Genomic DNA, 13790 nt, shown 5'->3' on the forward strand with positions numbered 1-13790 from the left:
ACATATTTTAGCGATAAATTAACCCAAAACCCAACATTTACAGACAAAAAATTTGTCATTGTAAAACCCATTAACCATGATCAAAATTGAAAACTTACACAAATCTTATCAGGTAGGACTTAATCGACTTCATGTACTTAAAGGTCTGAATTTCACAATCAACGATGGAGAACTGGTTTCAATTATGGGATCCTCAGGATCAGGGAAATCAACACTTCTTAACATTTTAGGCCTGCTCGATAATTATGATGAAGGCGCTTTCTTTCTGGACGATTTATTGATTAAAGATCTCAATGAAACAAAAGCCGCAGCTTACAGAAACAAATACTTCGGTTTTGTCTTTCAATCCTTTAATCTTATCACTTTTAAAAATGCGCAGGAAAACGTTGCTCTGCCCCTATATTATCAGGGAGTAAACCGTAAAAAGCGCAATCGAATAGCGCTGGAATACTTAGATAAAGTAGGACTTGTAGACTGGGCTGCCCACTTGCCCAGCGAACTCAGCGGAGGACAAAAACAACGCGTAGCGATAGCACGTGCACTGGTCACAAACCCAAAAGTAATACTGGCAGACGAACCTACCGGTGCACTCGACAGCCAAACCTCCTATGACGTAATGGATATACTGAAAGATATTAATCAAAGTGGAATTACAGTTATCATCGTTACGCACGAGCATGATATCGCAGAAATGACAAACCGCATCATTAAGCTGCATGACGGACAAATAATGAAAGCCGAAGAAGCCGAAAAATCAGCATCTTATGTTTGATATTGACAAATGGCAGGAAATTTTTTCGACCATTCGGAAAAACAAACTGCGCACATTTCTCACTGCTTTCAGTGTGGCATGGGGCATCTTTATGCTAATTATTTTACTCGGAGCTGGCAAAGGTATTCAGAATGCTGCGATGCATAACTTTGAGTCTGATGCTGTAAATAGCTTGTGGGTTTATACTGGCAAAACCAGCAAATCGCACGAAGGCTACCAACCGGGACGCAATATTCGTTTTACAAACAAAGACTTTAAAGAAACTAACCGGTTAAACCATGAAGTTATTCAAACCAGCTCGGCACGGCTAAGTGTTTGGAGTGCCAATATACACTACAAAGATGAACTCGTGGGACACAGGGTATATGGTGTGCATCCGGGAACTGAGGAACTGGAACAACTCACTTTTAACCAGGGTCGCTTCATTAATAAACTGGATATGGAGCACAGCAAAAAAGTAGTTTCCATTTCCTACAAAACAAAAGATGCACTCTTTAAAAAAGATGAAAACCCACTTGGCAAATACATTCGATTGGGTGACATGCCATTTAAAGTAATTGGCGTTTTCAAAGACCAGTCAGAACGCGATAACGAGCGTGTTTATGTGCCCATCACCACTGCCCAAAGGGCTTTTGGTGAAGGAAACCGCATACATAACCTGGCATTTACTGCTGAAAACATCTCTATTGAAGAAAGTGTGGACTTAGAGGAAAAACTAAGACAACAATTTGCCGCTCGCCACCACTTTGACCCGGAAGATGACCGGGCCATGTGGGTTAACAATAATATAGAGAACGCAAAAGATGTAAGGAGTGTCTTTACAGGCATATCAATATTTGTGTGGCTCATTGGCATTGGGACCATTATTGCCGGTATTGTGGGCGTAAGCAACATTATGCTGATTGTGGTAAAAGAACGCACCAAAGAAATTGGCGTACGAAAAGCAATTGGAGCTACGCCCTGGTCGGTCATTAATCTCGTGTTGCTGGAAGCCATAACCATTACTACGCTGGCCGGTTACATTGGCCTTGTATTGGGTGTTGGACTTTTAGAACTAGTATCGGCGAATATGCCCAATTCAGATTTTTTCAGAAACCCTGAAGCAGACTTTTCCGTGGCAGTAAGCGCTACCATATTACTTGTTGTAAGTGGCGCAATAGCAGGATTAATTCCGGCCAGAAAAGCTGCAAAAATTAAACCCATTGTCGCACTTCGCGACGAATAAAACCTTGACGATATGTTTGATATTGATCGTTGGCAGGAAATCATTCATACACTAAAAAGCAATAAGCTACGCACCTTCTTAACAGCCTTCGGGGTATTTTGGGGTATTTTTATGCTTACCGTAATGCTGGGGGCAGGCACAGGCCTTCAAAATGGCATATACCAGAATATGGGAGATTTTTCGACCAATTCCGCTTTCATGTGGACACAAAAGACCACCGAGCCCCACAAAGGATTTGAAGCAGGCAGAAACTGGAACTTCAATAATGGTGACACAAAAGCAATACTCGATAATGTATCGGGTATTGACTTGCTGGCGCCCCGCATTCAGGGATATGGTGGCGACGGGGCCACCAATGCTGTATACAAAGACAATACCGGCTCATTCAGTATTTATGGCGACTACCCGGCCTGGAATAAAATTGACCCGCTCACCATCACTGATGGACGCTTTATTAATGATATGGATATTGCCAGACGCCGCAAAGTTGTGGTAATAGGCAAACGCGTAAAAGAAATTTTATTTGATAAAGGCGAAGAACCCCTAAATAAATTTATCCGCATAAACGGTGTTTACTTTCAGGTCGTTGGTGTGTTCAAATCAAAAAAATCGGGACAGCAAGCCAATAACGAAAACCAGAATGTACACATCCCTTTTACCACCCTGCAGCGACTTTACAACTATGGCGATAAAGTATTCTGGTACGCAATGACCAGTCATAAAAGCACTAGCGTATCGGCCGTAGCCGGGGAAGTGATAAAAGTGGTTAAACGCCGGCACAACATAGCCCCGAACGACGACCAGGCTGTTGGACATGTCAATGTTGAAGAACAATTCATGAAGGTACAAAATCTTTTTACCGGCATCAATTTCCTCATATGGTTGGTTGGAATAGGCACATTACTCGCAGGAGTTATCGGGGTATCCAACATCATGCTTGTGGTTGTGCGGGAAAGGACAAAAGAAATTGGCATACGCCGGGCAATAGGCGCCAAACCCGTTAAAATTACCAATCAAATCCTGATGGAATCACTTGTTCTAACAGCTTCAGCCGGTTGGATGGGGCTGGTAGTTGGCGTAGGACTTATCGAACTTATTAACTCAGCCATGGGCGAAGGTTCGGATTTTTTCACCAATCCAACCGTCAATTTCAGCGTAGCCATTACAGCCTTAGTTATTTTAATAATATCAGGCGTATTTGCAGGCATGCTCCCAGCCAAAAGAGCCTTAAGAATAAAACCTATTGAAGCATTAAGAACCGAATAAAAAATCATTATAAACTTAAAACCATGAAAAAGTTTTTTCGCATTTTACTGTATGTCATTATCGGTGTCGTTTTTATTGGAACCATTGGCTTCCTTTATCAAAAATCGCAACCTAAAGAAAAAATATACGAAATTGAGAAGCCTTTTATTACCGATATTGAAAACAAAACTGTTGCTACCGGAACCATAATTCCACGCAAAGAAGTAGAGATTAAACCACGTGTGAGTGGTATCGTAACAGACATTTATGTAAAACCGGGTAAAGTACTCAAAGAAGGCGACCTAATTGCTAAAGTTATGGTTGTTCCGGATATGGTTAGCCTCAATAATGCTGAAGCCCGGCTGGAACAAGCAAAAATCAGTAAAAAAGATGCACAAAGAAAATACGACCGGCAAAAATCGCTCTTCGACAAAGGCGTAATACCTGTGGCAGACCTTGAACAAGCCGAAATTGTCTTGAGAAATGCCGAAAGCGAGCTTGATGCAGCAAGAAACAACCTGAACCTCATTAAAGAAGGTGTCTCGCAAAAAAAAGGTTCGGTTACCAATACCCTCATTAGAAGTACAATCGATGGCATGGTACTCGACATTCCTGTTGAAGAAGGCAACTCGGTAATTGAGAGCAACACTTTTAACGATGGTACCACCATTGCAGTAGTGGCCAATATGAATGAAATGATTTTCGAAGGGAAAATCGACGAAAGCGAAGTTGGAAAAATTAGAAAGGGCATGCCCCTTAAACTTACTGTCGGAGCGTTAGAAGATGTAACTTACGACGCTATACTGGAATACATAGCACCCAAGGGCGAGGAAGAAGAAGGTGCAGTAAAATTTAAGGTTAAGGCAGCAGTGAAACTCAAAGATGATTATTTTATCCGTTCCGGCTATTCTGCCACTGCCGACATCGTTTTAGAACGCAAAGATAGCGTAATGGCCATAAAAGAGAGCCTCATAAAATTTGAAGATGAAGGCGACTCTGTGTATGTGGAAGTAGAAACTGAGCCACAACAGTTCGAAAAACGCTATATCGACGTAGGTATAAGCGATGGTATAAACATTGAAGTACTCAATGGCATTGATAAAGATACTCGCATAAAATCTAAACTTCTGGTAAAGGAAAAACTAAAAGAAAAGCAAGAAGAAGAATCTGAAGAAAAAGCGTAAAGTAATGCACTGAATAAATAGCAAAGCTGCCCCTCCCCCGGGGCAGCTTTTTTTTGTAATAAAAAGGTCGTAACTTTCGTGTAGTATCTAAAAAAACACCAGATCAAAAGAAAACATATGGAACTTTATAACAAAACCGACCAAAAAATTCACTGGCTAAGCCAGCCCATTGCAAAGGCTAACCGCACGTTTGTACAGACAAAAAAAGATGACAGCCACACAAATCTCTACTTCGACCCCCTTTCCAACCGGATTCTTGGGCGGTGGATAGATACCGGTAAAGGCAAAGTAATACTTGCCCTTAATCTTACAAAACAAACATATGAGTGGCTCAACGACAAACTCATACCAATAGCTGCAGTGGCTTATGCTACAAAATCAATGCAGGAAATTGAAACAGAAATCACCGAATCGCTCATGATTATTGGCATCAACCCTGATGGATTTACAGAGCCTATGCATTATGAAATACCTGAATACGATTTTATTGAAGAAAAAGTCGACCTGCTTAGTGCCGAAGATATTACACAGTGGACATATTTCAGAAAATTGGCTAATGAAACCTGCCAACTTGTGCTGGGACACCTGCAAATTGAAAAAGAAATCAGGATTTGGCCACACCATTTTGACACCGGCATTTACATTGAACCCAATGACGATCTAGGTATTGGATTTGGCCTTGCCATGGAAGATGATATGATTGAAACTCCGTATTTTTATTTATCTGGCTATTCGCTTAAAGGAAAAATAAACTATCTAAACCTCCCGGATATTTCACCAGCCCAGTGGGAACTTAACGAAAACTGGGAAGGTGCCATTCTGCCCATAGATTCTTTAGAAGAAACACCTTACAAAAGCTTTCAGAAAACGCTAATGGACTACCTCAACAAATCACTTGAGTGGTACCTGCAAATGAGAATTGAATAAAATCAACAAATGTTACGATGAGGCGTTAATTGAAAAAAACACTTTATGCCAGAGATAAAAAACATTTCCACAAAAGAAGTTAGTCAAAAACAAAACAACAAAAAATCAATTTTCATAGACTCCAGACCGGTAGATGCATTTAACGGATGGCGGCTTAAAAACGAATCCCGCGGCGGACACATACCCGGCGCCATTAGCCTCGATGCAAAATGGACCAAATACATCGACTGGATTGAAATTGTAAGACAAAAAGGTATCGTGCCTGAAGATGACATTGTCATTTATGGTTACGATGAAGCTGCAAATAACGAGGTAGCCTCCATGTTTGCCACTGCAGGATACCAAAATATTGCCATTTACCCGCACTTTACTACCGAATGGATCCCAAATACTGACTTGCCGCTAAAAAAGCTGGCTCGCTACAAAAACCTCGTCCCTGCCCAATGGCTAAAAAAGGCTATAGATGGTAAAAAAGTTGAGCATCTCGAGGGCGAAAACCTGGTCATTTGCCATGCGCATTACCAAAACCCCAAAGATTATGATGCGGGCCATATACCCGGAGCCATACCTATGGATACCAACTGGCTGGAATCGATGGAAACATGGAACCGCAGGTCGCCCGAAGAGATAAAAACCGTACTCGAAAAATCGGGCATCACCCAAAACAGCACAGTAGTTGTTTACGGCCGTTTTGCCGCACCGCACAACGAAGACCCTTTTCCGGGCAGTAGCGCCGGACACCTCGGAGCCATGCGCATCGCATTCATCCTGCTTTATGCTGGCGTAAAAAATGTAAAAATACTCAATGGCGGATTACAATCGTGGAAAGATGCCGGGTTTGAAATTACATCCACACCCACAGCACCTGAAGCGGCGGCTGATTTTGGAGCAGAAATTCCCGGCCGCCCTGAACTGGCCGTTGATGTACCACAAGCCAAAACCATGCTCCAATCCGGTGATGCCAATTTGGTTTGCATACGCAGCTGGAAAGAGTATATAGGCGAAGTAAGCGGTTACAACTACATAGAAAAAACCGGCCGCATACCCGGTGCCGTATTTGGCAATTGCGGTTCTGATGCCTACCACATGGAAAACTACCGCCATTTGGACCACACCATGCGGGCTTTCCCCGAAACTGCTGAAATATGGGAAGATGCCGGCATTACACCCGATAAGCACAACGCCTTTTATTGTGGCACCGGATGGCGCGGCAGCGAAGCATTCCTCAACGCCTGGCTCATGGGTTGGCCCCGCGTTTCGGTTTATGATGGCGGCTGGTTCGAGTGGAGCAACGACCCCGCCAATCCCATTGAAACCGGTCACCCCAAAGATATCGACACCAGCAAAAAAATAATGCAGAATTTGCTGTAGGAATTAAATTGGTTCAAACCGAATCCTATTATCCACTACTAATTAAGGGAAGTTTTCATTTGCTTTTTGGCGCACTAAGCGTAGTGCGGGTTTTATAGCACTTCACTTTAAGCTTACCGAAATGTTTATTTAATATATTTGCTTTCATATCACCACTTTCGCCAGCATAACGTTTACACAATATTGCGGTACGTTTTATTTATTAAAATGTCAAAATTTATATTGTGGGGGCCTTTAATAAAGCTATGCTTATTAAGGCTTGAATCAGTTCATGTTAAATTAGTTCCTTTACATCTTTATTCGCTCCATACTCATCAACAACTGCTGAGATCAAATCATCCATACTTATACTACCTCCACCCCCTAGTTTCAAAACTCGAATAGCTTCAACCCATTGACCTTTTCCTGTTTGGCTAAGATTAATCAATGATAAATCTCCACCAGCAGATACCCATATTTGATTATCTCGCAAACCTCCTGGATAAAGCTTACACATTATTTCAACCAATTTTTGTGATCGGCTGCGCTCTTCGGCATCCTTTTCTAAGTCCAATTGATCTATGAGACCAAACAAGAATGCAGCTACATTGGCTGATGCATATGGTTGAAAACCCTTTGCATCCATTTCGCTCTTTTTGTCTACTAAGTCGGATATTCCACGAAGCAGTAGTGTTTTCACCAAGGGACGCATACGACAAACTTCTAAAAAGCCCAATCCCTCCATTTCAATTGCGAGTGCATGACTGGCATTCTGCTTTAGAAATTGATGTAAATCAGAATCAATCGAAGCGTCCACCTTTTCGCCAGAAGCTATGGTGCCAGTGTAAGTATTAATCACTGGAGCCAATTCCTTCTTCACAAGATCACTTGCTTTTAGCTTCCAGTCTTCGCTTTCAGAGTATTTTGCAGCCAAACGTTCTAATGCGTATGTTGAAGTCCCAAACTTCGGTCTGGGTTTAAAGTTGTGACTTTCAGCTTTGCCTCTTTCAAATCCATAGACATCTTGCCCAATAACAATATCGCCAACCTTCACATCCTTTAATCCTCCTGCAACACCAACAAAAAAAGCATATTCAGGATCGAAGTGGTCAATGGCACGCTCTGTTTCAATGGCGGCATTTACATTGGTTTGATCGGTACGTCCAACAATCACATCAAATTCACCATTCTTGGACTTATATATGCCTTTAGTATAGTCGGTTTTTGTTTTTGCATGCGATATTGGCTTTTTGTTTTCCAAATACTCCTCAACAGCAAAACGTTCAACTTTTAAGGCAGTAAGAATAAGTATAGGTTTCTTCATAGCGATTGTATAAGTTTATCTAATGTTTCGTCTCTATTGAAATCTTTTTGCATCTCTTGTAATAGTTTTTCTACTGATGGCCTTCCACCGTTTCGAATATGGTCGAGGGCAGCGACCCAAATCTGTTTTCCTGAAACCCCTTGATTTGGTATTTCTTCCATTTTTCCACCAGCCCTTGTCCAAAGTCCATTTTGTGTTGGCCCTAAATAATATTTTTCAGCAGCTTTAGACAATAACAATTGCCACCATTCATCTGGTGTAGTTGCATCCGATTTCAACCCGCTAATGGAAAGATTCCACCTACTCCAGAAATCCAGTAGGTGACTGCAATGTAATAAGGCTGGTGTTGTATCCTTCCTGTGGAAACGCTGATGGTATAAACTTTTTGCTATTTGCTTCCAACTATTTTTCGTAATCAACTTACCAAATTGTTCGGATTCTAACTTTGTAAAGTGATTCTCTTTAAGCAATGTTTGGGCATGCTGCTTTCCGAGCTCTGGAATTATATTGAACAGTCGTAATTTGCTTGAAAGTGATATCGTCTGACTTCCAACGATTTGCTGCTGAACTTCTTCCAATCGAATACCTTTTTGTAATTCTGCTTCGAGATCATTGGGATGTAGTTGTCCTGAGGCAAATTCATCAATCAGATCTAAAATTGTTGCTTTAACGAAACCAGTTCGTATACTAGCAGGTAAATAATGCCAGATAGATGATCGTTCTGGATAGTCTTTCAGACTGCTGTAATTGCTTAAGCTCATCGCTTTAAGCAGTTTATCACTAAAGGAATTTCCACCGAGCAGATGATCCATGATTCCGAAAAGTGTCTGTTGTGGATTATGAATACCAGACCATACCTGGCCGCCCTCTTCAATAGCTACTTTCCAACAGTTTTGCCATCCATCACTGGCAATCTTAATTCCTTTAAGCAGGGTACCGTTCGCTGCAATTAGCCTTCCTGCGATTCGATGCAATCTTAAATCTGTGTGTTGTGCCGCTATCGGAACGAAATCATCAGGTTTAATGTCTTGTGAAAAGGCTTCAAATGCTTCGATATGTTTATCATCTGTATCAATTTGTAATTGAGCTTCAATAGCATCTGACGGTGAGTAATGTTTTGCAGCCACTTTTGCATGGAGCAAAAGCCAGTCTTTTTCAGTTGCCATTTTTAATACTAATTCTGATATGGTAGCATCAAGTTTTGGAAGTTTTTTTGATAATTCGTTCTCAGCATCATCAGGTAACCACGAGGCATGTTTGGATATCAGCTCAGGTTCTTTTATCATCCATTGCCACAGAATTTTTGAATCGCTGGTTTGACGATTTTTCAAACGACCATTTATATAATCAGTAACTGTTTTGCACCACCAATTGGAAGTTTCAGCTTTCAATGCCTGAATCAAGATACTGCCACCTTGTTTCGCCTCTTTGCCGTCTAAAATATTTTTAAATAGCCACTCGCGCAATGAACTTGACACCAATTCTTTTGCTTTAGGAAAACCTTTCCAGCTTTGATAACTGAGGGCTTTAATATGATCTATTTTGGCTGTAGGAATAGCTTGTAAAATAGCAGCAACGAGCCTGCTCTTTCCTCTAATACCAGACTTTTCATCGGGGGTGACTCGAGAAATAAAATTGGATAGAACCAGCATTCTATTTAACATTGGGTTTTGATCCAACTGATGGTAGACTTTGCCATGGTTTTGAAGCCTACTGAGCAAATCAATCGAAATGATTTTCGGTTCAAAATCATCAATCAAGGCTTGAAAGGATGATGCTTTTTGAGTATTCCCTGCTAGCCATTGCGCAGCTTCCGATTGTAGGCTTTCTGATTCATCAGTATCTAAAACACGGAAATCATGACGTTCCCACAGTATTTTTGCCTCAGCAGGAATATAGATCAGATTAAGATTTTCTTCTTTTACATAACTAGGGCTAAAGGCCGCTCCGATTCTCATTGTGTATTTAACCTCCAACGGTAGCTGCGGCCAAATACGATCAATAAATTCCCAGTACCCATTTTCACCCAACCATACAAAGTTTTCTTCCCGTAATAGGGCATTTGAGGCAGCGGCTTCCCTTTCATTCAATTTATCTGATAATTTCTTTGAATCAAGTGGATCATACTCCAGCACTTGCATTTCCGCTGCCTTATTTATTGAGGACATGTGAAACTTGAACAATTGGCTTAACAGGGTAACCCTCTGAAGATCGGCCTTTCGTATGAATAAAACATGAGCAAATACTCGCCCAGTCCGTAGTTCAGGGCTCCTGTCTGGAAAGGTTTTTATAAGTAGAAATTGGTCTTCTACAATTAGACCACGGAGAACAGGTTCGGAAAGGACTCCTCCTTGAGGTCGATCAGCAAGATCTGTTTTGCCACTCACATGTCTAAAAAGGTCTTTTTTTTCGTCAGAAGCTGCTAATAGATCATGTCCTTTAGTTTTTTTCGGGACTTCCCCATAAATAGCTTGTTGAATAGTTATCATAATGTAAGTACTTCTTCAATGAGTCGGGTTAGATCTTTTTCTTTAGGGTTTTCATTCATCACTAAGTATCCAAAGTTTTCAGGTAGCTCATCCAAGTATTTATCTCGATTCTCCTGGTTTTGCAGTGGAAACTCCTGTGCTGAGACTCCTACAACCTTAAATTTTTCAGGTAACCAGTTGGCAGCAATAAATTGATAAAAAAGGGGCATTTTATGCTGCAGCACTTCCTCTGGTTTTTCATTTGTTTTTAACTCATCCCAGCACGTTAAAGCAATAAGCAATCGTGGTGTCTCAATAAGATCTTTCATACCCGTTTCACGCGCATGAAGTATTACCTGAATTAATTCAATGAAATGAGATTGATCGGAAGCTCCGGTAATTACTGTCTTATTTTTTTTCTTTTCTTGTTCGGCAAATCCTTTCATGCTAAGGTCGAATCGCTGCTCGATCTCTGATGGGCGAACAAAAAGAATCCAGCGATCGTTTTTTTTAGCCCGCTCAATCCATGTTTTATCGTATTCCATTTGTGCCACAAGATCGCGCACCTGCTCTCCTCCATAATCTTTGCAATGCAACACAAACTCATGGTCGTTTTGCCTTACCGGAATCTTCACCTCCAAGTTGTCCGTTGAGGGAGTCGGTTCGGTTTCCTGTCCATCTGCTAATCGATCATACGCCATTTTGATTGCTTCAATATTGTCAGGTGTCTCCAACAATTTCAGCTTTCCAACGCGATTAATAAGGCGACCATATAATTGCGCCAGAAAAGTAGTTTTTCCTGACTTGGGTGGACCGATAATTAATATTTCATTATTTGCTGTCATAACTACCTCGATATTTAAAGAACGAATCATCTGTAACCATTTCCACTGGAGAAATGCGAAGAGGTTTAGGCTGTGATATTTCCTCAAGTACGGATTCAGCTACCCCTATGTTGTTGATATGGCAAAGCTGATCGGAATCGGATTTCGAATAATTGCTAATCATCAGCGATGTTGCTCCAGGAAATGTTGCTGACAGATTTCTTTCTATTGATTCAATAACGGTTTTCCGTTCTTTTCTCACCTGATCATTCAAATCAGCTTTAGACCATACGATAATAACTGGCCTATCTCCAAGTCCTTTTTTTACCTGCTCAGATAATTGTACTATGTCACGCTTCGCACGGCCACGCTGTTTAATAATCGCTTCACAGTCTACAAAAAATAGAAAGGCGTGGGCATTCTTATAAATCCAGCGGGCATTTTCAGCGGCAGGATCGTTCACATTGTCAGCCCATTTAGTAAATACCTCGCCAGATGAATCTGCAAATAGGATATCGTGCAACAAACTATCATTACGCAGCGCAAGGTGATAAAGGCTGTAAAAATCTTTATCCGAAGGTGTAGCATCGGGATTTTTAATCGTACCGTCTTCTTGAACTTGAAGTGTTTTTGCCTGTAACTCCCATCCTTGCAGCGTAATGCTTCCAGCAAAGTCCCATTTGTCGATTCGCTTTCCATTAAAAAGTAAGGAATATAACATAGCAAGATAGGTAGTTTTCCCTGCTCCTGATGCCCCTACTAAACCAATGATTTTAGGTATGCCACGGTGGGCGATGATATTTATTTCATCTGGTTTCAGCCAATTTCCTGTCCAAGGAATAGTCTTAGAATCTTTGGCCTTCTTGTTTTCTTTAGTAGAGGTGTCCTCAGTGTCTGTTTTTTTATAATTTGGACACTGTTCATGCAGGGGGCCTCCTAATTCTTGGCAGAAATCCACAGGGGCGTGACAATCATCTCTACTACATCTTCGTTTTGCCATATCTTGAATTATTTAGCCGTAGCCAGTTTTTGTGCCTGAAGCCCGTGAAACAACCATACAGCCAAATCAGAGACCGACAACTTAGCCTTCTTATCGATACCGGTATGGTCAAAAAAATCTGAAGTTTTTCCAGTTTGTACCGTGTATGCCCACGCAATTATCAGAGGCTTCCGTTCCTCTCCATCTGCTGAATGTTTCTCTAATATTGCTTTGATTGTTTCATTAAGCTTGATACTTTCTTTTAACCAATCAGTGAGCAATCGTTTTTCCTCCGTTTGTTCCCCATGAACATCTTTAAGTGTTTCACGCAGGAGGAAATCTACACTCTCCGGATAAATAGCATTTACTTGTTCCGCAAGATCAACTGCCATGGTAACTGCTGCGTTTAATTGGTCAAGGCTTCGATAACTCGTATTAAGCGACTTAGAGTATAGAGATTGTTTCCACCAAAGCAGCCCACTTCTTTTATTGTTGGCTGCAATGCTATTAGCAAAAGATTTATTTAGTTCCTCGAAAAAAGGTTGAAGTTTGGCAAAGTAGGAGTCTAGGCTTTTTTGTATGGAGGTATAAATTGTCGAAAAATATTTAATTTGTTGAGATAAAGCAGAATTAACGACTTCAGTTATTCCTTTTGCTGAGTGCTCAGCCGCAAATTTGGGCCATTGCCAATCATTTTGCCCCTGATGGTGCGGGTTTGCACCTCCTCCTGCGTTGTTTTTCCACCCTGAGTGAACCATTGCATTTAGTAAATGCTTCTGCAGTGTTTCATTATCTATTTTTGCCGTTTTAACATCTGAAATAGAGATATCATCACCTTTGAAGTCTTCCATCTGAATTTTTTGGGAAACTTCCCATGCAGCCCGCCCATTCTCCTCAGTTTTATCCGCCAATTCCTGTAAAACCTTACCGATAACGTTTTGCTCTGAGCCTAGGTAAAAATGTGCAATCACATCACGGGCTGTCAGCCAAACGAGTGCAGCGATTGTCGCATCACTCTTGGATATTTGGCTCAGTGATTCCAGAATCACTGCCCGTACATAGGTAGTTGATTTATCATTTGTTGATTTCACATTGTTCGCAAAGGTCTTCCAATGTTTAATAATGATCTTTTCCACTTGCTCCACTACCGGATCAGTATCTTTAACCTTCGGATCAAGCGCAACCAGTGTAAAAGGTATAATTTCCGCTTTTTTCTTGATAAGATACTTTTTGACTTGAGTAATTGCCTTTTTTAAATTCTCAACGCTAGGTTCATCTGCAACTTTAATATGTTGCTCGTTAAGATAGGTTTGAAGGATTGATTCTGCCATACTTATAATACTTTATACCATTATTCTCGGTTTAAATTCTGACTAACGTTAAAAATTGTAGTTGGGAGTCAATGAGTTACCAATTCCAATTTCGTCAGGTTTTATGTCAAATTTAGCCATTTGTTTTTTAATTCTTTTTGCCATTCCCATCTTTCTTTTTT

11 protein-coding genes are annotated in these 13790 nt (G+C 41.0%); 6 read left to right on the top strand and 5 right to left on the bottom strand.

The features are described from left to right. The first annotated feature begins 76 nt into the window (after positions 1 to 76). From ACTB0Y_RS10785 to ACTB0Y_RS10810, 6 genes are all read left to right on the top strand, one after another. Positions 77 to 772, top strand: a complete 696-nt coding sequence (locus tag ACTB0Y_RS10785; protein WP_463206829.1) for an ABC transporter ATP-binding protein — start codon at positions 77 to 79, stop codon at positions 770 to 772. Next, positions 765 to 1997: an ABC transporter permease gene (locus ACTB0Y_RS10790; protein WP_463206830.1), complete on the top strand. Its 1233-nt coding sequence runs from the start codon at positions 765 to 767 to the stop codon at positions 1995 to 1997. The genes ACTB0Y_RS10785 and ACTB0Y_RS10790 overlap by 8 nt, the downstream gene beginning before the upstream one ends. A gap of 12 nt (positions 1998 to 2009) precedes the next feature. Further along, the gene (locus ACTB0Y_RS10795) at positions 2010 to 3263 is read left to right on the top strand and encodes an ABC transporter permease (RefSeq protein WP_463206831.1); all 1254 of its coding nucleotides are present in this window, start codon (positions 2010 to 2012) and stop codon (positions 3261 to 3263) included. Between the two features lie 23 nt (positions 3264 to 3286). Beyond that, positions 3287 to 4426, top strand: coding sequence for an efflux RND transporter periplasmic adaptor subunit (locus ACTB0Y_RS10800; RefSeq protein ID WP_463206832.1), 1140 nt, complete (start codon positions 3287 to 3289; stop codon positions 4424 to 4426). 117 nt (positions 4427 to 4543) lie between these two features. Beyond that, on the top strand, positions 4544 to 5353 hold the full coding sequence (locus ACTB0Y_RS10805; RefSeq protein WP_463206833.1) for a hypothetical protein: 810 nt from the start codon (positions 4544 to 4546) through the stop codon (positions 5351 to 5353). 45 nt (positions 5354 to 5398) lie between these two features. Further along, complete coding sequence (locus ACTB0Y_RS10810) at positions 5399 to 6724, top strand: rhodanese-like domain-containing protein (protein WP_463206834.1); 1326 nt, start codon at positions 5399 to 5401, stop codon at positions 6722 to 6724. A gap of 274 nt (positions 6725 to 6998) precedes the next feature. Here the strand turns inward: ACTB0Y_RS10810 and ACTB0Y_RS10815 are convergent, their stop codons facing one another. From ACTB0Y_RS10815 to ACTB0Y_RS10835, 5 genes are read right to left on the bottom strand one after another with little or no spacing between them, the layout of a single operon-like run. After that, complete coding sequence (locus ACTB0Y_RS10815; protein ID WP_463206835.1) at positions 6999 to 8027, bottom strand: phosphorylase family protein; 1029 nt, start codon at positions 8025 to 8027, stop codon at positions 6999 to 7001. Beyond that, complete coding sequence (locus tag ACTB0Y_RS10820) at positions 8024 to 10516, bottom strand: GAP1-N1 domain-containing protein (protein ID WP_463206836.1); 2493 nt, start codon at positions 10514 to 10516, stop codon at positions 8024 to 8026. Before ACTB0Y_RS10820 ends, ACTB0Y_RS10815 begins: the two co-directional genes overlap by 4 nt. Continuing rightward, the gene (locus ACTB0Y_RS10825; protein WP_463206837.1) at positions 10513 to 11340 is read right to left on the bottom strand and encodes a TRAFAC clade GTPase domain-containing protein; all 828 of its coding nucleotides are present in this window, start codon (positions 11338 to 11340) and stop codon (positions 10513 to 10515) included. Before ACTB0Y_RS10825 ends, ACTB0Y_RS10820 begins: the two co-directional genes overlap by 4 nt. Further along, positions 11327 to 12319 carry a TRAFAC clade GTPase domain-containing protein gene (locus tag ACTB0Y_RS10830; RefSeq protein WP_463206838.1) on the bottom strand — a complete coding sequence of 331 codons (993 nt, stop codon included), beginning with the start codon at positions 12317 to 12319 and terminating at the stop codon, positions 11327 to 11329. The genes ACTB0Y_RS10825 and ACTB0Y_RS10830 overlap by 14 nt, the downstream gene beginning before the upstream one ends. An 8-nt stretch (positions 12320 to 12327) precedes the next feature. Beyond that, positions 12328 to 13629 carry a GTPase-associated system all-helical protein GASH gene (locus ACTB0Y_RS10835; protein WP_463206839.1) on the bottom strand — a complete coding sequence of 434 codons (1302 nt, stop codon included), beginning with the start codon at positions 13627 to 13629 and terminating at the stop codon, positions 12328 to 12330. Positions 13630 to 13790 lie beyond the last annotated feature (161 nt).

The organism is Salinivirga sp. (genome assembly GCF_055145285.1).

Bases quoted from the DNA above. Each gene is read 5' to 3' on its own strand.
- ACTB0Y_RS10785 (WP_463206829.1), top strand. From the start codon at position 77: ATGATCAAAATTGAAAACTTACACAAATCTTATCAGGTAGGACTTAAT.
- ACTB0Y_RS10790 (WP_463206830.1), top strand. From the start codon at position 765: ATGTTTGATATTGACAAATGGCAGGAAATTTTTTCGACCATTCGGAAA.
- ACTB0Y_RS10795 (WP_463206831.1), top strand. From the start codon at position 2,010: ATGTTTGATATTGATCGTTGGCAGGAAATCATTCATACACTAAAAAGC.
- ACTB0Y_RS10800 (WP_463206832.1), top strand. From the start codon at position 3,287: ATGAAAAAGTTTTTTCGCATTTTACTGTATGTCATTATCGGTGTCGTT.
- ACTB0Y_RS10805 (WP_463206833.1), top strand. From the start codon at position 4,544: ATGGAACTTTATAACAAAACCGACCAAAAAATTCACTGGCTAAGCCAG.
- ACTB0Y_RS10810 (WP_463206834.1), top strand. From the start codon at position 5,399: ATGCCAGAGATAAAAAACATTTCCACAAAAGAAGTTAGTCAAAAACAA.
- ACTB0Y_RS10815 (WP_463206835.1), bottom strand. From the start codon at position 8,027: ATGAAGAAACCTATACTTATTCTTACTGCCTTAAAAGTTGAACGTTTT.
- ACTB0Y_RS10820 (WP_463206836.1), bottom strand. From the start codon at position 10,516: ATGATAACTATTCAACAAGCTATTTATGGGGAAGTCCCGAAAAAAACT.
- ACTB0Y_RS10825 (WP_463206837.1), bottom strand. From the start codon at position 11,340: ATGACAGCAAATAATGAAATATTAATTATCGGTCCACCCAAGTCAGGA.
- ACTB0Y_RS10830 (WP_463206838.1), bottom strand. From the start codon at position 12,319: ATGGCAAAACGAAGATGTAGTAGAGATGATTGTCACGCCCCTGTGGAT.
- ACTB0Y_RS10835 (WP_463206839.1), bottom strand. From the start codon at position 13,629: ATGGCAGAATCAATCCTTCAAACCTATCTTAACGAGCAACATATTAAA.